Consider the following 21954-nt stretch of genomic DNA (forward strand, 5'->3'; position numbering starts at 1 on the left):
CAGCGGATCCGGAGGTCTCGATGATGCACACCGACGAGTTGAATGTGTCGGCAGCAACGGTTCGGGCACTCCTTCGCGACCAGTTCAGCGAGTTGGCGCACCTGCCCCTCCGCCGGTACGAGTCCTCGGGCACGGTCAACGCGATCTTCCGTCTCGGCGAGTCGCTGGCGGCCAAGTTCCCACTGCGCAAAGGCAAGCCCGAGGAGGTGGCAAGCGTCATCGCCAAAGAGAAGGCGGCCGCCGTGCGCATAGCCGGCTTGAGTCCTGTGCCCGTCCCTTCCTTCGTCGGAATGGGCCGCCCGGGTGCTGGCTACCCGCTTGCGTGGTCGGTGCAGACCTGGTTGCCGGGGGAGGTGGCGACCAGCACCTCGCTGGGGGACTCGGAGACCTTCGCCATGGATCTCGCAGGCCTCATCGGCGCCTTGAGGTATGGCGACACACGTGGCGAGGCCTTCGCGGGCAGCAACAGGGGCGGGTCGTTGCCGGTCCACGACGAGTGGGTCGATGAGTGCCTCCAGAGGAGCCGAGGGCTGCTGGACACCGAACTCCTCAGGGCGCTCTGGCAAGACTTCAGGCGGCTGCCCCAGCCTCCCACCGACGTGCTTAGCCACACCGACCTGATCCCGGCCAACCTCCTGACGGATGGCACGCATCTGACCGGTGTCCTCGACGTCGGTGGCTTCGGTCCGGCCGATCCTGCATTGGACCTCGTGGCCGGTTGGCACCTGCTGGACGTCGGTCCGCGTCAGATCTTCAGGGAGCTGCTCGGCAGCGACGACGTCGAGTGGCAGCGAGGCAAGGCTTGGGCCTTCGAGCAGGCGCTCGGTGCGGTGTGGTACTACCTCGGGTCCAACCACGTGATGACGGAGATGGGTTCCTGGACCCTCCATCGGATCGTCGAAGACGAGACCGGTGACGGCAACCTCTTGGCACATTCAGGGAGCACGATCTGGAAGATGTTGGCAACCTCCTGAGCCGAGGTTGCGTCGGGCCCAATCTCGTTCCCGGTCCGGTGTCCCCGGGTGATCGAAGGCCGCAACGTGCACTTCGTTGAGCTCGCTGTTGGCGAAGGGTCCCCTCCACGTGACTCGACAGATCCGTGCACCTTGAGAACTGTGCCGCCCGCGCGGCCGTAGCCGCCATTCTCGGCGACGGCGACCGACCTTGAAGAGTCTCCTAGATTCCTCCTCGCTTGAGCCCGCATCGCGTCTGGACTGTCACACCCTCCTGGTTCAATACAGCCATGTCCGCACCCGTCATCAACCCGTCGCTGGAGCAGCCGTCCGGCTGGGTTTCGCCCGTCGATGACGTGGGGGTCGATGAGGTGCCGGCCGATGACATCGTGTGTAAGGGGGCGCCGCACCCGGCCGGACCCGACTCAAGCGCCGCTCGGCCGCAGTCGGCCGCGGATCAGTTGACCGGGTTGCTCCAATCACTCGATGCCGGCATGGCTGAGGCGATCGCGCTGGTCCGGAAGGCCCGCCAAACCGGTGCGGCCGAACGCGAGTCGGGGTTGCCGTTGGAGCGACTGGTCTCACTGGCGACGGGCCGGACTGGCGGAGAGGTCAGGTTCCTGTGCCGTGCCGAGAAGGCGCTGTGCCACCTGCCGGCTGTTGATGCCGCCTTTGCGCAGGGCCGCCTGTCCTGGTCGCAGGTCCGCGGGATCGTGAGCGCGGTCAAGGGGTTGCGGGTGGCGCAGATGGCCGAACTCGACGGCGAGCTGGGACCTGAGATCGGCCAGGGGGAGCCGGACCGCATCGTCCAACGGGCCTTTGGCTGGGCCGATGTCATCACCGCCGAAGACACCACAGTGGAGGAGCAGGACCCGGGCGACCGACGCACCTTCCGGGTGCAGCCCGATCTGTTCGGAGGCGCGGCCTATCACGGCTATGACCGCCTCGATGCGGTGACGGCGATCGCCGAAGCTGCTGAGGCGGCCGCCGACCCACCAGCCAAGCCCGTCGCGGTTCGGGTTGACGCTGACGGCAGTCCGGTGCCGGCCGAGCTGCTCCCATCGACCGCCCGGTCGGCCCAACTGGCCGAGGGGCTGCGTCGGGTCGCTGCCGCCTACCTGGCTGGTGCACTCCCGACATCGGACAGACACGAACCCCCGGACCCGCCCGAGGGCATGCCCAGTCGTCCGGCACTCGACCACGCCCAGACCGACGTGCCCCAGACCATCGCCGACCAGGCCCGGGCCCGAACCGACAGTGCAGCCGCCACACCCAACGAGCCCCACACCCACGGCACTACAAAGCACACCAACCCGCCAGGCGGGTCTCGGCGCACCCTAGGCCAGGCCGATCACGTCGCTCATCCGACTCCCAGACCCATCACGCCCTCGCGGGCATCACGGCCGCCACGACCCACGATCTCCATCGTCATCGACCACCGCGACCTACCGTCGGCGACCGGCCGGGCACTGACCCGCTGGCATGGCGGCCCGATCCCGCTGACCCGCCTCACGGTCGATCGGCTCCTGTGTGACCCGCACCTGACCACCGTGGTGACCGATGCCGGCCGGCCCATCGCCGTCGGCGATGCCACCTCGCCGATCACCAGGGCGCATTACCGCACCCTCTACGCCGTGGATCATGGCTGCCGCCTGCCTGGCTGTACCGCCCCGCCGCAGCACTGCGACGCCCACCACATCATCCCCCGCTCCCGGGGCGGACCCACCAGCACCGACAACCTGATGCTGCTCTGTCGCGACTGCCACAGCCGGGTCCACACGCGTGGACTCCGCCTCGAACTGGATCGACATACCAGGGCCGTCACCCTCACCACCCCCGACGGCCGCACCTACACCAGCCTCCCCGCCTGACACCACCCGTCAGGCGGGCGAGGGTGCGTTCGGAGAGCCGGGTCCATGCCTGTTAGCCGATCGTTAGCGGCGTGTGGAATCCTGAGCGCATGAAGCCGCAGTCGCTATTTCATCGTGTCCTGTCCGTCCAGGTTCTGCTCGCCCTCCTTGCCGCTTTGCTCGTCGCCGTTCCGGGGTTGGCGTCGGCCCAGGATGGGCCAGGCTGGCTCTTCGTGGGTCGCAACGGCGACATCCTCGCCATGCGCCCTGATGGCACCGACCAACGCAACCTCACACCCGACAACAGCCGGGAGTACGCGGAACCATCCGTCTTCCTGAACCCACCGGAGAGCGGAATCGGGAGTACCGGGATGCTGGCCTCCTACGTCGAGTTCGGCTCTGACGGCACGGCAACCGAGAGTGGAATCAGAGACATCACGTTGGACAGCGAGACGGGCGATTTCGACTTCGACGCAGTCCAGATACCTGGCTTCGCCGTACGTGGCCTGTCGCCGTCGCACGGCTTCTTCAGCAACATCTACTTCACCTCCGACAGCAGACGGGTGCAGCTCTCCAACGGCAGCGAGATCCGCGTCGTCGTCGACGGAACCGGTCCCAACTGGAACGTTGGGGAGCCCGACGGGTCAGAGTCACGAGACCCGGAACTCAACACCCGTGTGGCCTACACCGCCTACGTCGGTGGTGCCAGCGCGATCAGGTACACCGATCACGGCCAGAACCCGACGGATGTCGGTGTGGCCGGCGATCAGTACCAGCGAGCGGACTACGCCCAGTTCTACGACCTCTCGGGTACCAACCTGGTCTATAGCTGCGTCCCCAATGGCGCCTCCGCCGTTCACGTGTGCTTCTCCGACGTCGATGGCAACAACTTCCGGGCCGTGCCAGCTCCGGTTGAGCCGATCCATCCCTCCGTCTCGCCACACAACGGCGACATCGCCTTCCAGGGCACCAACGGGTCCGTGTGGGTCATGGGAGCTGACGGCAGCAACCCGCAGATGCTGATGGGCGCAGCCGCCGCCGACTTCCAGAGTCCCGAGCGGCTGGGCCTGGCCTGGGGCCAGGAGGTCGACCTCCGCGGCGGCGACCCCGACCCGGATCCCGATCCTGACCCGGATCCCGACCCGGACCCGGACCCCGATCCCGACCCGGACCCCGATCCCGATCCAGACCCCGCCCCCAACACCCCCCTGCCACCCGGCGGCGACGACGGCGACCCCACCACAACCGAGCGCGCCGAGTTCTCACAGCCCGGACCGTTCGCGGCGGCCGTCTCCAACGCCCGGTTCGGACCGGCCACCAGCAGCCGCGGCGGCACCGGCGGCCTGCCCCAGGCCGAGTACGCCGTCCTGGGCCGAGATGATGCCTTCGCCGACTCGCTGGCCGGCTCGCCGCTCGCCCGCAACGGCCCCCTACTGTTCACCCCCAGCAACGAGCTCTCCGACGCGACCGCCGAGGAGCTCCAGCGCGTCCTGCGTCCCGGCGACACCGTCTACCTCCTCGGTGGGGTCGTGGCACTCGATGAGACCGTCGAGAGGGCCGTGGCGGACCTCGGCTTCACCGTCGAGCGACTGGCCGGCCCCTCACGCTTCGAGACCGCAGCGATCGTGGCCCGCGAGGTCGTGGAACTCGGCGGCTCGACCGACGAGGTCATCGTCGCCCGAGGTGTTGGCCCCGAGGACAACCCGACGGCTGCCTGGGCCGACTCGGTCACCGGCGGCGCGTACGCGGCCGCGCAGTTCGTCCCCGTCGTCGTCACCCCCACCGAGTCCGTCCATCCCGCTGTGGAGTCCTACATCAGCGACGTCGGCGCCACCGCGACGATCCTGGGCGGCACCGCGGCGGTCACTGACGAGGTCGCTGCCGACCTGAGCGGATCGCGGCGGATTGCCGGATTGTCACGGGCCGACACCGCAGCCCAGATCGCCACCCAACTCCTGGGACTGCAGGCAGACCAGCCGCGCGACGTGCTGCTGTTCGACGGGTTCGCCGAGGATGGCTGGACCTTCGGCCTGGCCGGGGCGGGCCTTGCGGCTGATCGTGGCGCGGCCCTGCTGGTCAGCGGTCCCGACTTCCTGCCGCCCGAGACCGAGACGCTGCTGTCCACCTGCGGCGACCCGCAGGTCGAGACGCTGATCCTCGGTTGGGAGGGTGTCCTCCCCGCCTCGGTGCAGGCGCAGGTCGACCAGTTGGACGGGCAGGCGTGTTCCTAGCCGGAGCCATCCCCGATTGCGTGTCCTCACGGTCCGCTCTGGTGGACTGCGGGACACGCACGCGACCGGGACGGTCAGCCACCTCGATGATCAGACCTGGGCGGTGAGCAACATCTCCGCCCGGAGCGGGTCCGGGCGAGCGGAGCACTCCGCCGCCCGGGCCCACGCATCCGCGTCGGTCACCACCGGGTCGTGGAAGCCCGCAGCCTCCACCACCTGACAGATCTCCCAACTGTCGTACGTCGACAGGATCGGCTCGCCCATCGCCTGGAAGCCGTAGTTGGCCAGCGTGCCCGTCACCGGCGCGAGGACGCGAAGCCCCATCGCCGACGGGTTCGCGAACGTCATGCCCAGGCGGCTACCGCCGGCTGACTGCTCGACAATGCCGGACAGCGTCGCCGTCACCGCCTCCGGAGGGAGGTACGGCGCCACAGCTTCCCAGACCCACACCGTCGGCGCCGTCGGGTCGTGGTCGGTGGCCGCCATCACCGCTGGTAGGGACTCCCGAGCGAGGTCTGCCTCGACGAACCTGACGTGTGCCGCCTGTCCGCGGCCGCCAAGCCCCGACCGCTTGGCCTGCTGGGTCCCGGGGAGATCGAGCTCCCAGACCGTGCACTCCCGGATGCTCGGCACCCGCCACGCACGGGTGTCGAAGCCGGCGCCGACCACGACGACCTGCCGAACACCGCCGGCCATGGCCTTCTCCACGACCTGATCCATGGCGAACATGCGCAGAGCTGCGTGACGGGACAGGCCGCCCGTCGTCACCGCCAGGGCATCTGCCCCCATCCGCCGTGAGGCGACGGCGCGAGCCCGCTTCACCACGGCACGTTCGGTCGGCGGCAGGAACCGGTGTGCCAGCGGGTCGTGCAAGTGCCGGTAGCCGATCGCCCGACCGGCCGCCACCGCCCGAGCCGTGCGAGAGGCGCGGCCGCTGCCAGAAAGGCTCGATGCGACAGGGCTGGGGGCCATCCCCCGACCATACTGGTCTCGGGACGCCCTCGGGACATACGCAACCTTCTGGAAAGGCACCGCCTCCATGAACTATCGCACCCACACGGCGCAGGCGACGACCCTGTTCCTCGAGTTGGCACGGGACGGCGACCTCTCGACGCCGGTGGGCAGCTGCCCCGGATGGACGGTCGCCGATCTGGTGGGGCACCTCGGGACCGTTCAGCGCTTCCACGGCGCCAACCTGCTCCGCGGCGTCACGACGCCCCCGACTGATCCACGCCCGACACCACCTGACGCCGAGCTGATCGAGTGGGCGCAGGCGTCACTGGACATCCTGCTGGCGAACCTCGACCAGGTCGGTGATGACCGGCCGGCGTGGAACTTCCTGGGTCAGCCGCCGACGACCGCCTTCTGGCATCGACGGATGGCGCTGGAGGCGACGATGCACCGGTGGGACATGCAGCAGGCTCGTGGCGTGGACCTCGGCCTCGACCACGCGCTGGCGGTCGACGGCATCGACGAGGTGCTCACGGCCTTCGTGCCCGGACGACGGCGCGGCGACGAGCCCGAGGGGACGGTCACGGTCACACTCACCGACAACGATCACACGTGGACGGTCACCAACGGCGACGGTGACGCCGCCCGGGCAGCGGTCACGGGCCCGGCCGAGCAGGTCTGGCTGCGCCTGTGGGGTCGCGTTCCGCTGGACGCCGTCGAGGTGGTCGGTGACCGTGACCTCGCCGCCGCCATGGACGCCGGCCGCTGACTCGCGACCACGGATCTGCACGATCGGGGCCTGGACCGCACATGCGCGGGTTAGCCCCCGATCGTGCACCATCCACCAACAGATCGGACCCCCGCACGCGTGCGGGGGTCCGACCGTCGATGATCAGCAGATCACCCGATTCACCATCTAGTCGGTCACGGTGATCCGAGCCGCGATGGTCTGGGCGCTGCCGTTGCTGTAGGTCAGCACCACGGCCACGATGCACTCCCCGGAGGGTGTGTCAGCCGGGATCGTGACCCCGATCGAGTTGGCGGGCTGACCATCCATGTGGCTGGTCGGACCGCCGGTACCGGTCTCCACCGAGGGACCCTCACCGCAGGTGATGACCGTCCGGTACGACGACGAGTCGTAGGTGCCGGTCAGCTCGAACGTTGCCGTTGCGCCCTTGGCGTAGGAACCCATGGGCTCACTGGCCTCGGCCAGTGACGGCAGGCCCAGCAGGCCGCGGCCCTCGTCGCACCGGCTGGTGGCGATGCCGCAGACGAGCACGTACCCGTCGACGTTGTCCTCATCCACCCGCGGCATCGGACCGGTGGGCTGCAGGAACGCAACCGTCTGACCGGGGATGACCGACTCGACGCCGAGCACGATGGGTGCGCCGTTGCTGGCTGAGTACCCGGCACCGGTGAACCCGGCGACCCAGGCATCTGGCGCCTGACCCTCCAGCAGCATGACCTGGGCGGCGTCGGACTCACTGGTGTAGCCACGCGCCGCGGCGATCGCCAGGGCGGTGTCGAAGCGGCTGGGACCTTCGATCCTGTTGACCGTCAGGCCACGGTCGCGCAGCTCCTGCTCCACCTCGGTGGACACCGCGGCGGTACCGCCGACGATGTTGATCGTGGTGATCGTGGCGGAGTCCAGGTACTCCCGGGTCGAGGTGGACAGCACCTCGGTCTGGGTCAGCAGCAACGGCCAGCCGCGCTCGGCCGCCCAGGAGCCGGCCGCGATGGAGTCCGCGAACGCCTGGGTGTCATCGCCGTCGGGGCCGGCGAAGGCTCGGGCCAGGATGGCGGTGGTGGCCGTCGGGTAGGCGCCGCTCGCGATGTCGATGGCGGTCTCCAGTCGCGAGGGCCCCTCGAACCGGTTGGTGGCAAAGCCCCGCTGGTTGAGGTCGTCCTCGACGGTCTGGCTGATCGCCACGACGCCACCGAGGATGTGGACCAGTTCGACGTCCAGTCGCTCCAACTCAGCCACCACGCTCGGCGAGAGCTGGTTGGTGTCGGTCAGCAGCAGCGGACGACCGCCGGTCACGGTGTTGCCCTGCAGGGCGCCGGAGGCCAACGCGTCGGCGAACACGGCATCGGTGGCCAGCAGCGCCTCACGAGCCGGACCTTGACCTGCGGAGCCTTGGCTCCCCGGATCCGGGGTCGGGTACAGGTTGCGGGAGTAGTTGATCGAGATGTCGGTGGCACTGGCCGTGTCGACCATGCCCGTCTCGATCGGGTTGATGTTGACGCGCAGCGTGTCGTTGACGCCGTCGTAGGTGACGTTCTCGCCCTGAACCATCACGTCATCGTCGTCATCGATGATGGTGCCGGTGGCAAAGCCGCCGCCCGAGCCGGCCAGCACGACGCCTGAGGACGGATTGGACAGCGTCACCGTGAAGGTCTCGTCGGGCTCGATGTCGGTGTCGCCGTAGACCGGGACCGTGATGGTGCCCGAGGACGAGCCAGCCGCGATCGAGACGGTGCCCGAGGAGGTGCGGTAGTCGATTCCGGGACCGGAGGATGGCCCACCGGTCGCCGATCCATCGGTGGTGGCGTAGTCCGCCGTCACCGGTCCAGGACCAGGCGCTGGGCCCGAGAGGGAGACGGTGAACGTCAGGTCGACGGTGCCGTCGTCGCCCTCGATGACCGATGAGGGAGCGATGGACAGCTCGAGGTCCTCCTCCTCCAACTCGCCGACCGCGAAGATGTCGGGATCGTTGTTGTTGTCGTTGATCAGCGTGTGGTCGGAGGCGTCGGAGCGGAAGGCAGCGTTCATGCCGTCCGATGAGATCACCGGTGCGTCAGCTTCGTCGTTGCCGGTGGTGCTGGCGTTGGCGTTGCTGGACAGCACCGTCACGTCACCGGAGGGGAAGTCCGTCACGGCGACGTCATCCTCCGCGTTGTTGTCGGTCAGGCCGAGGTTGGACGCCTCGCTGCTGAAGATCACGGTGTTGCCGTCGTCGGAGATGTCGAGGCCCACGAACCCGCTGTTCGGGAAGCCGGAATCGCCGTTGCCGCCAGCATTGCCGAGGGTGTTGATGCTGACCAACTCGACGTCGCCGCTGGAGCGGCCGTACCGGACGACATCCCAGTTCGTTCCGGACCGGAACGGTGCGGCGTCGACGATGTCGTCGGCCAGGGTCAGGAAGGCCACGTACGAGCCGTCGCCGGAGATCTGTGGCTTGTCGCTGAAGCTGTCACCGGTGTCGTTCCCGGCCGTGTTCGTCGATGCGTACACAAACGTGGGAGCTTGGCCGACCGGGATCGTGGCCAGGGCGACATCGACGTTGCCGTTGGTGTCGGTCCCGTCGACGTTGGTTGCCTCGGTGTCGAACGCCACGTACTCGCCATTGTCCGAGACCGATGCGTTGCCGGAGTTTCCGTCGAAGCCGAAGGTCAGGGTGACGCTGAGTGTCGGTTGGTTGCCGACCGGCTGGCGGTAGTAGCCGATGTCGCTGACACCGTTGCCGCCGTCGCCGGCACCGATGTTGGTCGCCTGGGTGGTGTAGACGACTCGGCTGCCATCACCACTGATGTCGGGGTTCGTCGAGGCGCCGTCGCCGACCGTGATGTTCGCCGGGTTGACGGCGTTGGGACGGCTGACCACGTCGATGGTCGTGTTGGCCGCGCGGTCGTAGAGGAAGACGTTGCTGAAGGCACCTCCGGCGTTCTGGTTGGTGACGAGGTCGTCGCAGAGGGACTGGAAGGCGATGTAAGCGCCGTCGTCGGAGATGTCCTGTCCCAGCGACTGACCGTTGTCACAGGTGGTCGAGTCGTCGGTCGAGGCGTGGCTGACCAGCGTGTTCATGCCACTGGAGACCGAGTAGACGAACACGTCTCGCTCGTTGTTCTGGTCGGTCTGGCCGGTCACGATGTTCGTGGCGAAGGAGTCGTACACGACGTAGCGGCCGTCGTCGCTGATGACGGGGTTCCCGGACGACCCACCGGAGGCGGTGGTGGTCGGAGAGCCGGCGGCGTAGCTGATCAGCGTGGTGGTGCCGAGCATCCGATCGCGGAGGTAGACGTCGCCGAGATTCGCGCCGTTGGCGTCCGTCAGGCCGTCGATCAGGTCGGTGGCACGCGACTGGAACGCGACGTAGCGGCCGTCGTCGGAGATGGACGGCACGCCGTTGCTCTGGTCGTCACCGGCGGCGTTCCCGTCAGCGTTCACGCTGATGAGTTCCACCGGGCCGGTGGGTGCCGCGGCAGATGCCGGCGCCGCCACCAGGGCCATCACGGACGCGAGTAGTGCCAGCAGCAGCACACCAGATGTGCGCGCAGCAAGCTTGGAGTGGTTCTTCACAGGGGGTCCCTCTTTCCTTGACTCGATGCCGACCGATGCAGTGGCCGACTCAGGGGATCATTGCGTCAGGTCGAGGTGAACACCAGCAGGTGTAAGGACTTCGACCGTCGCATGTCAGGAATGAGCAAGGATCAGACGACCTGATACATCCTGTAAGAACCTCGTCAGGGACCGTCTGTCACAGCACCGCCGTCGAGCCGGGATCGTCCAAGCAGCGCCGCACCTTGCGGGCCATGTAGGGGGCCAGCAGTTGGAGTGCCTCGGCGACCGGTGCCCAGCGGGCCTCGGCGATCTCGTGGGTGTGCAGCGGTTCTGGGGAGGGCACGGCCTCCGTGGGCGTGACCCCGTAGATCAGGTTGATCCGGTCCGGGTGGTCGTGGGCGAACACGCCGAGCAGGTCGCCGGGCTCGACCGGCACACCACCCTCCTCGAGGGTCTCTCGCACGGCCGCATCCTGCGGACTCTCGGCCCGGTCGACCAGGCCACCCGGCAACGTCCAGCACCCCTTGAAGCTGTCGAAGACGATGAGCAGTCGGCCGGCGTCGTCCAGACACATCGTCGAGGCGGACACGATCTTCGTGGCGATGGAGGTGTAGAAGACCCGCGACCGGTCCGTCTCGGACGGCGGGGTTCGCCCGACGGCGAGGACCACCGGACCGGCGTCGCGGAGACCTGCCGACCGATCCAGGGCCAGATCGGCACGTCCCGCATAGGGCCGGCCGCCGACGTGTGCTGCGGCTCCCGGCCCCGCCAGCAGCTCGACCTCGACCCCACGCTCGCGCAACAGGTGGTCGAGGTCGTCGGCCGACAGGGCCGGCGTGGCGTCCTGGCCCCGACCGGTCAAGCGCAGGTACACCGCCGACGGAGCGGCGGCGACGATCAGCCCACCCGGTCGGCACTGCCTTGCGGCACGGTCGACCATCCCCGAGGCGTGGACGCCGGCGCCTGCCAGGCTGCCGTCCAGGAGCAGGACCACGTCGGCCGCGTCCTCCGTGGTGTGCCACGTCTGCCCCAGCGCCTCAACAGCCGCCCGGAGCCCCTCGTCCTCGGACCGCACACGCGAGCCCGACGGGATCAGATCGTGGACGAGTTCGAGCAGTGCGGCGCTACCAAACGGTGAGGTCGTCACGACCCGGCAGCGTAGCCGCGGCGACTCAGGCCGCGCGCACCGGACGACGCCAGCCGGCCGGAAGCTGCCATGTCGGCGAGTCCTGTGGCTCGACCCGATCGACCTCCGCGAGGTCGGTCCACGCCAGCTCCGCGTCCTCCTCCTGCGACCACGAGGCAATCTCGACGTCCCGGGCCTCAGGCCCGCACGCCTCGGTGACCACCCAGATGCCGTCGACCGGTCGCATCGCAACCGCAAGCACCCGGACCCTGGCCCCTCCGCTCGTGGAGGAGTGGACCACCGTCACCGCCGCTTCGTGGCTCCCCGGTCTGGACTGCAGTCTGACCGTTCCAACCACCGCCGTGGTGTGCGGTGGGATGGGGTCGCCACCCAACCGCGTATAGAAGTCGGGGTGGACCAACCGGCGGAGGTGTCGCCGTGGCCGACGACCGGCCTCGACCTCGAGCAGCAGCTCGACGAACCCTCGAATCCAGTGAACCACGACCGCTTGCTGGAACCGGCTGCTCACCGAAATGCCTCGTCGCTCTTCTGGCTGGCCTGCAGCTCGATGTCCTCCGACGGCGCCGCGACGTCCGGGGCTGCGGCGTCGACAGCGTCCAGGGATGCCCCCGGGACCTGCAGCGAGCCGTCCGTGTCCTCGTGCAACCACACGACCTCAGCCGTCACATCCCCACCGCCCGGCGGCACACCCTCAACCAGAGCCGTGACTGCCCCGGGGAGCAGCGGATGCGGATCGCTGCCGACGACGGTGACGTCGGTCCAGCCCGCTGCACGGACCGCTTGCTCCACCTCGCCGATGCGGACCGTGCCCATCGGCGGCTCGGCCACCTCGCGCTCCTGCGGTGGTGCGGCGCTGTGCGGCCACGGTGCGGACAGGACCCGGCCGTCGTCGGCAACTGGAACGGCCCAGCGGGCCTGGTGCACCTGGCCCAGCCCCTCACCCGTCGGACCGGCCAGCCAGATGGCGTCGAGCACCACGAGGTCGACCCCGGCACCCAGCGGCACCACCTCGACAGGGGTCGCCCACTCCAGGTAGCTGGTGTGCCCCTCCGATTCGGCGGTCAGGCGAGCCCGAAGCGCCGCCGTCGCGGGACCCACTGCGCGGAACGTCGTCGGCAGCTCCTGAGGCGGGTCGAGGGCCGCCGTCGGGGTCGCCTCCACGGCCACCTCGGAGAGGCCGCCGGCGGGGTCGGAGCCTGCTGTGGGGACGGGGGCGATCAGATCGTCGTCGACCGCGGCGTCGTCCGGAGGTGGGCTGGGCGTGGTCGAGACGGGGCCGTCCTGGTCCCCGTCGCCCTGTGAGACCACCACCATCACCACGATCCAGATGGCCGCTGCGACTCCGCCGATCAGCAGCCAGAGCCGGCCCTGTGGCCTCCCCTCCGGCCTCCCTCGTTCAGCGGACCGGGGGGTTACTGCGGGCGAGGGTTCCCACCCCGTGTCGACCTGATCGGGCTGCGGGCCGAGGTCCTCGTCCAACCACCGGTCCAGTTCCGCACTGTCCATCCGTGTCGCCTTTCGTCCGAACGATCGAGGTTGAGGGACACTATGACACGTTGAGGCTAGTTTACAAGTGTTAAAACGATTTGAGTTTGTCTGAAGCGGTGTGCGGGAACTCGATAGAATCCGCGGTCATGGCAACGAACCAGACGGCACCCAGCGGACCCGTCAGGCAGGTGCTGACCGACGAGGAGCGCCGGGAGCGGTTCGCCGCTGACGCGATGCCATACGTCGATCAGCTCTTCGGGGCGGCGATGCGGTACACCCGCAACCGATCCGATGCCGAAGACCTGGTGCAGGACGCGATGGCCAAGGCCTACGCGGCGTTCCACCAGTACGAGCCGGGTACCAACCTTCGCGCCTGGCTCTATCGGGTCCTGACGACCACCTACATCAACTCCTATCGCAAGCAGCAACGCCGCCCGAATGAGGTCTCGGCTGACGGGGTGCGCGACAACCTGGACGATGCCGGTGACTTCTCACTGTTCGACCGACTCGAAGGTGGGACCTCGCCCTCGGCCGAGTTCGAGGTCATGCAGCAGCTGCCGGCCGATGCGGTCAAGGGGGCGCTCGACGACCTGCCGGAGCAGTTTCGGACCGCGGTCTACCTGGCTGACGTGGAGGGCTTCAGCTACGCCGAGATCGCCGAGATCATGGAGACACCGATCGGGACAGTCATGAGTCGACTGCATCGGGGAAGAAGCGCACTGCAAAAGGCGTTGTACGACCACGCCGTGCGGTACGGGATCATCTCCCCGGACGAGAGCACCAGCACCTGACGCTTGCGTCCAGCACGCCATCGCGGCCGTCAGAGCGACAAGGACCCCACCATGACCGATCGTGACCATGCCAATCGTGACCATGCCAATCGTGACCATGCCAATCCTGACCATGCCAATCCTGGAAATGCCAAGAGTGACCGCCATGGGTGACTGCCATGAGTGACCAATGTGACGCCCTGCTCGAACGCCTGGAGCTCTTCCTGGACGGCGAGTGCGCCAGTGACGCGGAGCAGGTGATCGAGCAGCACCTGCAGGACTGCCCGCCGTGCCTCCACCGCGCCGACTTCGAACGACGTCTGCGTGAGTTGGTGGCCACGAAGTGCCGCGACAGCGCCCCCGCCGGTCTGGTCGATGGGATCATGTCCCGCCTCCAGCTCAGCTGACCCGCCGCAGCGCAGTCAGCGGGGAAGGATGAGCGGTGCCTCAGTGCGACGGCAGGATGTCCCACCTAGCCTTGCGGCACGATGAGTTCCAAGCCAGAGACCGGACGCGACTCGCGCGGTCAGCAGTCGCCCCGCCCCAAGCAGGGGGGTGAGGGCCGGAGCAACCGCCGCTCCGGTAAGGGTGGGCGTCGGGACAGCCGGAGCACGGAGGAGCAGGAGGCGGTCCGCCTCCGCAGCAAGCTCCTCAGCCTCCTGAAGCGGCTGCCCGAGGTCGAACGGCGTGTGCTCGAAGCCCGCATGGGGTTGGTGGACGGCCAACCGATGAAGCCTGGCGAGGTGGCCAAGATGATGGGCATGACCATCCCCGAGGTCAAGAAGATCGAGGCCCGGGCCTTCGAACGCATCCGGCAGATCGGCCCGCTGAAGGGCCTCGAACGGTTCCTCGGCAACTAGCGACCGGGACCCGGAACCCGTGGCCGTCAGGCTTGGCCTCCTGCTCGTCCTGCTCGTGGCGGTTCTGCCCGTTGCACCTGCGCCGGTGCAGGCGGCGGCCCCCGTCACCGCACAGGTCGTTCCGTTGGCGCCGGGGTCGGCCGGCCCGGACGCGTCGTTTGCCACCACCGGTCTCTGGACCTCGGTCGACCCCGGTCCGGTCGGGGCCTTCGCGATGGTTGGTCTGCACACCCCGGAGCCGGTCACTGCCGAGATTCGGACCGCTCAAACCGGTGAGACGTTCGGTCCCTGGTCCGCACTGCCGGCTCTGCACGACGGCCCCGATCCTGCCAGCGCCGAAGCGCAGAACGCGACGTCTGGCAGTTGGACCCAGCCCGTCTTCACGGGGCCGGCCGATCGCGTGGAGATCAGGGTTCTCGGCGAACTGCGTCCCGGGGCGGAGGTGGTGCTGCTCGATCCGTTCGGTCAGGACCGCAGTTGGGCGCAGCGGTTTGCCGACGGTGTGACCCAGGCCTGGTCCGGGGACGAACCGGACCCCCTGGCACCTCCCGATCCGCCGGCCAGTCCGGAGCAGCCGACGATCATCAGCCGCGCGGAGTGGGGTGCCGACGAGAGCATCGTCCGGACGGAGCCCGCGTACGCCCTGCAGGTCGACCGGGCCTTCCTGCACCACACCGTCGGGATCAATGGCTACGCGCGCGAGGACGTCCCGGCCATCCTCCGGTCGGCGCAGGCCTACCACGTCCAGAGCCTGGGCTGGGACGACCTCGGCTACAACTTCCTCATCGATCGCTTCGGCCGGATCTTCGAGGGCCGGGCGGGAGGACTGACGGAGCCGGTGGTCGGCTCCCAGGCTGCCGGGTTCAACACCGGGTCGACCGGCATCGCGCTGATGGGCAACTTCGAGTTCGCCGGCCCCTCGCCAGCCGCGCTGGACGGTGTGGTCGACCTCGTGGCCTGGCTGGCGGAGATCCACCACTTCTCCGCCCACGGCGTGGCCGAGGTGCGCAGCTACGGCTCGGAGAAGTACGCCGAGGGGGAGATCGCACTCCTCGACAACCTGGTGGCCCACCGCGACGTCAAGTTCACGACGTGTCCCGGCAACCCGATCATCGACCAACTGCCGACGTTGCGGGACCGCGTGGACGACCGGCTGGGGAACCAGATCATCGATCACCGGGCGGACGTGGAGGCCGTCACCCTCAGCGGTGGCCGCGCCGATGTCGATCAGGTGACGGTGCGCGCCACGATGAGCCCGCCCGGGGAGTGGGAGGTGACCTTGACCGATCCCATGGGCACACCGCTCGGCTCCGCGGCCGGGGAGGGGGAGGACGTCGAGTTGGAGGTGCCCCTGGCTGGAGAGCGATTCCGGCCGGGCGAGTACACCTACACGGTGACCGCGGCTGAACGTCGTACGGCCGTCGGGCGGCTGCCGTTCCTCGCGCCGGAGACCGACGACATCGGCGTCTCACCCACCGCGGTCACGGTCGACGGCGACGGACGGTTGGGAACACCGGTGCGGATCTCGGGCGAGCTTGCCCCGGGTGTCGCGTGGGTGGTCGAGGTCCTGGATCCTGGCGGCGAGCCGGTCTTCCAGCAGGAGGGCGAGGGCGACGTCGATGTGGTGTGGCGCGATCAGGCCATCGGACCGGGCCGGTACGCCGTTGAGGTCACGGTCGACGAGTTCGTGACCCTGACCCGGCCGGTCGACCTCACCCTCGACCTCTTCCGCCGGGTCGGCGACGTCGATGACGCCATCGGTGCGGCGGTTGCGATCAGTGCCACGACGTTCGATGACGGCACGGTGGACCGTGCGGTGATCGCTCGGCACGACGTGTTCGCCGATGCGTTGGCCGGTGGACCGCTGGCCGGCGGGGCTGGACCACTGCTGCTGACCACATCCGACCACCTCGACCCTCGTGTGGCGGACGAGCTCGACCGGATCCTGTCGACCGACGCCGTCATCTATGTCCTTGGTGGGACAGCGGCCATCGACTCGGCGGTCACCTCCGAGTTGGTCCGGGACCACGGCGGCGTCCGCCGGCTGGCGGGCCCCACGCGGATCGACACCGCGGCCGCCATCGCGGGCCAGGTGGTCGCCGAGTCCGGCGCGACGACGGCGATGATCGCGCGGGCAGGGCCGGACGACGCCGCGCCGTGGGCTGATGCGCTCGCCGGCGGGGCCTACGGCGCCGCGGCCGGGGTGCCGGTGCTCCTCAGCGACCAGGAGGCTCTGTCGCCGCAGACCCGCGACGCACTGCGCGACCTGGGCATCGAGCAGACGCTCATCCTCGGTGGTCAAGCAGCGCTGTCTCAGGCGGTTGCGTTCGACCTACCGGATGGCACCCGGTTGGCGGGACCGGACCGCACGGCCACTGCAGTGGCCATCGCCCAGGACCTGTGGACCGACCGGACCAGCGGGGTCATCCTGGCCGAGGGTTTCGAGGCGGACGCCTGGGCCTACGCCTTGGCCTCCGCGCCGCTGTCGGCCCGCCACGATGCCCCCCTGATCCTGACCCAGGGGGAGCAGCTGTCGTCGGCCGCCGCGGCGTTCCTCACCGATCGGGATCTCGATCCGGTCACGGTGGTCGGACGGCCGTCGTTGGTCTCCGACGCGGTCACGACCGAGGCCACCGCGCTGCTGGACTGACCCCCGCTGGACCGACTTGCGCTCGGTCGGTGGCGCGCGACGGTCGACCCGTCCAACCGAGACGTGGGATCCCAACCGAGACGTAGGATCGCGATATGAGCGTGCTGACGGACCTGCTGGGTGAGACCGATCTGTCCACGCACGAGGTTCGTCACATCCGTCACCTGCTGGCCGAGTGGCAGATCGTGGCCGACCTGTCCTTCGCCGATCTGCTGCTGTTCGTGCCGGCCAAGGAGGGCCAGGACGCCGGGTACCGCTGCATCGGTCAGATGCGGCCCTACACCGCTCAGACGATCTACGTCGACGACCTGGTCGGCGACTTCTTCCTCCGGCACCAACGGCCGATGGTGGGCCGGGGGTTCGCCGAGGGGCGGGTCATCCGCGACGCCGACCCGGACTGGTCGACCGGTGTGCCGGTCCGGGAGGAGGCCATCCCGGTGGGATACGGCAACCGCATCATCGCCGTGATCAGCCGCGAGGCCAACGTCGCCACGGCCCGGTCGCCCTCCCAGTTGGAACTCACCTACCTGCAGGCTGCCTCCCAGTTGGCCGTGATGATGGCGGCCGGCACGTTCCCCTACGCGGTCGGTGACCGACCCGAGGACAGCGACGCCTCCCCACGCGTCGGCGACGGCATCATCCGGATCAACGCCGGCGGGACGGTCACGTACGCCTCGCCCAACGCCATCAGCGCCTACCGTCGGCTGGGGCACGTCGACGCGGTTCACGGCCAGAACATCGCCGACATCGACCCCCGGCCGGGCGACGCCCACGCCGCCCTGGACGGCAACATCGCGGTGATGGAGGAGATCGAGCACGACGGCTCGGTGGTCCTCCGCCGATTCATGCCGCTGCTGGAGGGCGATCAACTCACCGGCGCGCTGGTCCTCGTCCGCGACATCACCGAGCGGCGGCGGCACCAGAAGGCCCTCCGCGTCAAGGACGCGACGATCCGCGAGATCCACCACCGGGTGAAGAACAACCTGCAGACGGTGGCCTCGCTCCTCCGACTGCAAGGCCGTCGCATGGCCAGCGACGAGGGGCGGGAGGCCCTGGCTGAGTCCGTCCGCCGCATCTCCTCCATCGCACTGGTCCACGAGATCCTGTCGCGGGAGGCGCGGCAGGAGGCGATGTTCTCCGAGATCGCGACTCGGATCGTCGACATGCTCCGCGAAGGGCTGGTCTCACCCGACACCCCCGTCGAGTTCACCGTGACCGGCGACCCTGGGGAGTTGCCGGCGGAGGTGGCCACACCCCTGGCTCTGGTCCTGACCGAACTGGTGCAGAACTCCGTCGAGCACGCGTTCGTCGAGTTCGACTTCTCCGCCCGGCGTGGCGCCGTCGACATTGCGTTCGACCGGCACTCGAGCACCCTGTCCATCATCGTGTCGGACAACGGACGGGGCCTACCCGAGGGCGTGACGCTCGAGTCCCTCTCCAACCTGGGTCTGCAGATCGTCCGGACCCTGGTGGGCAGTGAGTTGGGCGGCACCCTGCACAGCCTGGAGCCGGAGCAGGGCACCGCCGTCGAGATCGTGATCCCCCTGCAGGTGAGCGGCTGAGATCTAGGCGCTGGCTTTCAGGGCCTGCTCCAGGTCGGCCAGGATGTCGTCGATGTGCTCGATGCCGATGCAGAGCCGGATCATGTCCGGCGTGACGCCGGCGGTCACCAACTCCTCCTCGCTCAGCTGACGGTGCGTCGTCGACGCGGGGTGGGCCGCAAGCGACTTGGTGTCACCGATGTTGACCAGGCGGGTGAAGAGCTCCAGGGCGTCATAGAACCGCTCGCCAGCTTCGAAGCCACCCGTGATCCCGAACGTCAGCAGCGCCGAGGGACGGCCGGCCGTGTACTTCTTGGCCATCTCGTGGTTGATCGAGCCCTCCAACCCGCCGTACTCGACCCACTCGACGCTTGCGTGCCCCTCCAGGAACTCGGCAACGGCCTGGGCGTTGGCGGTGTGTCGCTCCATCCGGAGGTTGAGCGTCTCGATGCCCTGGAGGATCTGCCACGCACTGGTCGGGGCGATCGCGGACCCGGTGTTGCGCAGCGCCACGGTCCGGGCACGGCCGATGTAGGCGGCCGGGCCGAGCGCGTCGGTGTAGACGACGCCGTGATAGGCCGGCTCGGGCTGGGTGAGCCCCGGGTACTTGTCGGCGTGGTCGGCCCACGGGAAGGTCCCACCGTCGACGATGATCCCACCCAGGGTGGTGCCGTGGCCGCCCATGTACTTGGTCAGGGAGTGGACCACGATGTCGGCGCCCCACTGGATCGGCTTGATCAGCGCCGGCGTCGCAACGGTGTTGTCGACGATCACGGGGACGCCATGCCGGTGGGCCATCTCCGCGATGGCCTCGAGGTCGGGGATATTGCCAGCGGGGTTGCCGATCGATTCCAGGAAGACGGCCTTGGTGTCCCCGTCGATCTTGGCTTCCAGGTCGTCCGGCGAGTCGCTGTCGGCGAAGCGGCAGTCGATGCCGAGCTCGGGGAGCATGTGGCGGAACAGGGTGTAGGTGCCGCCGTAGAGCATGGGGACGCTGACGATGTTGTCGCCGGCCTTGGCGATGGTCAGCACCGAGTAGTTGATGGCTGCGCTGCCAGCGCTGACCCCGAGGGCTGCGACACCGCCCTCGAGCGCCGCGACGCGCTGCTCGAGCACGTCGGTCGTGGGGTTCATGATCCGCGTGTAGATGTTGCCGGGCACGGCCAGGTTGAACAGGTCGGCGCCGTGCTGGGCGTCGTCGAACTCGTACGCGACCGTCTGGTAGATCGGGACGGCTACGGACTTGGTGGTGGGCTCGGGCTCGTACCCGGTGTGGAGTGCGATGGTTTCGTCGCGCATGGTGTCACTCTCTGTGGCTTGAGGTCCTGCTGGGGGCGCAACCGTAGTCCACGGCGCGCGGGCGCTCCATATGCCGGGGGTGCAAACCGTGAAGCGGACGGCCTGACGGCGCTACGGCCCGCGGTCCGGCAGGCCCGGCACGCCGGGGCGCTCCTCGGCGGGCAGGTCCGGCACGCCGGAATCGGCGCCTGGGACGTCGAGTGTCGGGTCCTGCCGGTCGGCCAGGATCCCGAAGGCCGCGGCCGCACCCAGGATCACCAGGGCGATCACGACCCAGAGCGGTCCGCGCAGTCGGTCGAGCCGAGGTCGGGGTGATGCCTCGGTCGGGGGTGCGAGGTAGGGCTCAGGTGCGGCCATGGCTGCGCGATCGTGAAGTTGGTCGGCCCCAGACGAAGAAGTCCACGATCGCGCCGTTCCCGCTCTAGCTGGCCAGGCGACGCCGACGTTGCCGTTGCCGACGCAGCGCGCGCCGCTCGTCCTCGTTCAGCGCACCCCAGACACCAGCGTCCTGGTTGGTGTCCAGCGCCCACTCCAGACACTCCGCGACGACCTCACACGAGTTGCACACGGCCTTGGCTCGAGCAGTCTGCTCGACGGCCGGCCCCGTGCTCCCGATCGGGAAGAACAACTCGGGGTCGACGTTGAGACACGCGGATCTACTGCGCCAGGTCAGCATGCTGGCTCCTTGAGGTGTGTCGCGTGCGCACACAGGGTCGCGAGCACAGGCGAGGTGAGTGGACGTTGGTCACCCAGTTGTGAAACCGGGAATTGTGAAGCCGGTCACAAGCAACCACACAGGTAGGAGCCTAGCGTCCACGACCCATGACGTCTAGGGCCTGCTTGCAAAAGAACGCGATCGTCTGTGATGTTTCGCAACTGACGTCACCGCTGCGACTCAGCTCACCGTCAGCCGTCGCTTGTGCACGATGTTGTTGCCGTACCCCAGGCGGTTCCAGCGCTGGGTGAGGGGTTGGCTGCGCCCATGGCCGTCGGTGGCCCGGGACCACACCTCGTAGGTCCCTGGCTGGTCGGGGGTCCACGCGCAGGTCCAGCCACGTGCGGCGTACTTGCCCTGGGACTCGCCCAACTCGGCATCGATCCAGGTCCGCCCGCCGTCCGTGCTGACGGCGACGGCGGAGACCCCCTCCTGTGCCGACCAGGCCGACCCTCGGATGGTGGTCGCCTGACCGGCACGGAGGTCCTCGTCCTCACCGGGTGAGGCGATGATCGACCGCACGCGCATCTCGGTGACCGGGGCACCCTCCCCCGCCAACGAGTCCTCGAGGTAGCAGTAGCGCTCCTGGTGGAACCAGCCGTGGAACTCGGCCTGCCGCACGCTCAGCTCGACGACCCACTTGACCGATGCCATGGCGTAGAAGCCCGGCACGATCAGTCGGACCGGGGCGCCGTGCTCCGTGGTGAGCGGCCGCCCGTCCATGTCGAGGGCCAGCAACGTGTCGGGGTGCAGGGCACGCGAGAGCGGCAGCGACCGTGAGTAGGGGATGACGGCACCGTCCTCCTCACCGGAGTCGGCGCCGATCGCAAGCAGGTGCATGGCCTGCGGGTCGAAGGCCGCGCGGTCCAGCACATCCCTGACCGAGACCCCGGCCCAGGTGGCGACACCGGCGGCACCGAAGCCCCACGGGGTGCCAGGGGCCTTCGGGTCGAGGGCCGTCCGCCCGTTGCCGGCACACTCGAGCGTCACGTTCAGCTCTCGCTGGGGCAGCTGCCGCAGCTCGTCGACGGTCAGTTGGATGGGGTCACCCACCAGGCCGGAGATGGTGAGGCGGTAGCCGGCCTCCAGACCGACCGGTGTGGGGAAGTGGCTGCGGACGTAGAACTGCTCGGGGTCGAGCAGCCTCCCGTCCAGGGCCTCCAGGGGCGTGCCCTCGTTCAGCTCGTCGACGACGGTCCGTTGGAGATCGCTCATCT

18 protein-coding genes are annotated in these 21954 nt (G+C 68.9%); 9 read left to right on the plus strand and 9 right to left on the minus strand.

Annotated features, from left to right (window positions below):
• The first annotated feature begins 20 nt into the window (after positions 1-20).
• The 3 genes from C1746_RS10015 (at position 21) to C1746_RS10025 (ending at position 5034) form a co-directional block, all read left to right on the plus strand.
• Positions 21-974, plus strand: coding sequence for an aminoglycoside phosphotransferase family protein (locus tag C1746_RS10015; protein WP_205711801.1), 954 nt, complete (start codon positions 21-23; stop codon positions 972-974).
• Between the two features lie 269 nt (positions 975-1243).
• Positions 1244-2824, plus strand: coding sequence for an HNH endonuclease signature motif containing protein (locus C1746_RS10020; protein WP_116714456.1), 1581 nt, complete (start codon positions 1244-1246; stop codon positions 2822-2824).
• Positions 2825-2913: 89 nt separating this feature from the next.
• Complete coding sequence (locus C1746_RS10025; RefSeq protein WP_116714457.1) at positions 2914-5034, plus strand: cell wall-binding repeat-containing protein; 2121 nt, start codon at positions 2914-2916, stop codon at positions 5032-5034.
• A 90-nt stretch (positions 5035-5124) separates the two neighbouring features.
• Here C1746_RS10025 and C1746_RS10030 read toward each other — a convergent pair whose 3' ends face one another.
• A complete protein-coding gene (locus C1746_RS10030) occupies positions 5125-6006 on the minus strand; it encodes a class I SAM-dependent methyltransferase (RefSeq protein WP_162867595.1) in 882 nt (293 codons plus the stop codon).
• A gap of 67 nt (positions 6007-6073) precedes the next feature.
• On the opposite strand from C1746_RS10030, the gene C1746_RS10035 reads away from it, so the two are divergent.
• Positions 6074-6754 (plus strand): maleylpyruvate isomerase family mycothiol-dependent enzyme, encoded by a 681-nt coding sequence (locus C1746_RS10035; protein WP_116714459.1) that lies wholly within the window; start codon positions 6074-6076, stop codon positions 6752-6754.
• Positions 6755-6901: 147 nt separating this feature from the next.
• Here the strand turns inward: C1746_RS10035 and C1746_RS10040 are convergent, their stop codons facing one another.
• The 4 genes from C1746_RS10040 to C1746_RS22015 form a co-directional block, all read right to left on the minus strand.
• Positions 6902-10285, minus strand: a complete 3384-nt coding sequence (locus tag C1746_RS10040; RefSeq protein ID WP_162867596.1) for a cell wall-binding repeat-containing protein — start codon at positions 10283-10285, stop codon at positions 6902-6904.
• A 178-nt stretch (positions 10286-10463) separates the two neighbouring features.
• The gene (locus C1746_RS10045; protein WP_116714461.1) at positions 10464-11414 is read right to left on the minus strand and encodes an NUDIX hydrolase; all 951 of its coding nucleotides are present in this window, start codon (positions 11412-11414) and stop codon (positions 10464-10466) included.
• Between the two features lie 25 nt (positions 11415-11439).
• A complete protein-coding gene (locus C1746_RS10050; RefSeq protein ID WP_116714462.1) occupies positions 11440-11922 on the minus strand; it encodes an Rv3235 family protein in 483 nt (160 codons plus the stop codon).
• Positions 11919-12920 (minus strand): hypothetical protein, encoded by a 1002-nt coding sequence (locus tag C1746_RS22015; RefSeq protein ID WP_162867597.1) that lies wholly within the window; start codon positions 12918-12920, stop codon positions 11919-11921. The genes C1746_RS10050 and C1746_RS22015 overlap by 4 nt, the downstream gene beginning before the upstream one ends.
• A 128-nt stretch (positions 12921-13048) precedes the next feature.
• On the opposite strand from C1746_RS22015, the gene C1746_RS10060 reads away from it, so the two are divergent.
• The 5 genes from C1746_RS10060 to C1746_RS10085 all read left to right on the plus strand — a co-directional run bounded on the left by C1746_RS10060 (position 13049) and on the right by C1746_RS10085 (position 18744).
• Complete coding sequence (locus C1746_RS10060) at positions 13049-13693, plus strand: sigma-70 family RNA polymerase sigma factor (protein ID WP_116714463.1); 645 nt, start codon at positions 13049-13051, stop codon at positions 13691-13693.
• 158 nt (positions 13694-13851) lie between these two features.
• Positions 13852-14079, plus strand: a complete 228-nt coding sequence (gene rsrA, locus C1746_RS10070; protein WP_116714465.1) for a mycothiol system anti-sigma-R factor — start codon at positions 13852-13854, stop codon at positions 14077-14079.
• A gap of 81 nt (positions 14080-14160) precedes the next feature.
• Complete coding sequence (locus C1746_RS10075; protein WP_116714466.1) at positions 14161-14532, plus strand: sigma factor-like helix-turn-helix DNA-binding protein; 372 nt, start codon at positions 14161-14163, stop codon at positions 14530-14532.
• 19 nt (positions 14533-14551) lie between these two features.
• Entirely contained in the window at positions 14552-17182 is a 2631-nt protein-coding gene (locus C1746_RS10080; protein WP_116714467.1) for a cell wall-binding repeat-containing protein, read from the plus strand.
• Positions 17183-17277: 95 nt separating this feature from the next.
• Positions 17278-18744 carry a sensor histidine kinase gene (locus tag C1746_RS10085; RefSeq protein ID WP_116714468.1) on the plus strand — a complete coding sequence of 489 codons (1467 nt, stop codon included), beginning with the start codon at positions 17278-17280 and terminating at the stop codon, positions 18742-18744.
• 3 nt (positions 18745-18747) lie between these two features.
• Here C1746_RS10085 and C1746_RS10090 read toward each other — a convergent pair whose 3' ends face one another.
• The 4 genes from C1746_RS10090 to C1746_RS10105 all read right to left on the minus strand — a co-directional run bounded on the left by C1746_RS10090 (position 18748) and on the right by C1746_RS10105 (position 21952).
• Positions 18748-20022, minus strand: a complete 1275-nt coding sequence (locus C1746_RS10090; protein WP_116714469.1) for an O-acetylhomoserine aminocarboxypropyltransferase/cysteine synthase family protein — start codon at positions 20020-20022, stop codon at positions 18748-18750.
• Positions 20023-20133: 111 nt separating this feature from the next.
• On the minus strand, positions 20134-20379 hold the full coding sequence (locus C1746_RS10095) for a hypothetical protein (protein WP_116714470.1): 246 nt from the start codon (positions 20377-20379) through the stop codon (positions 20134-20136).
• 64 nt (positions 20380-20443) lie between these two features.
• Positions 20444-20695, minus strand: a complete 252-nt coding sequence (locus C1746_RS10100; RefSeq protein ID WP_116715662.1) for a WhiB family transcriptional regulator — start codon at positions 20693-20695, stop codon at positions 20444-20446.
• A gap of 222 nt (positions 20696-20917) precedes the next feature.
• Positions 20918-21952 carry a sulfite oxidase gene (locus C1746_RS10105; protein ID WP_116714471.1) on the minus strand — a complete coding sequence of 345 codons (1035 nt, stop codon included), beginning with the start codon at positions 21950-21952 and terminating at the stop codon, positions 20918-20920.
• Positions 21953-21954 lie beyond the last annotated feature (2 nt).

This window comes from Euzebya tangerina (genome assembly GCF_003074135.1).
Taxonomy (GTDB): domain Bacteria; phylum Actinomycetota; class Nitriliruptoria; order Euzebyales; family Euzebyaceae; genus Euzebya; species Euzebya tangerina.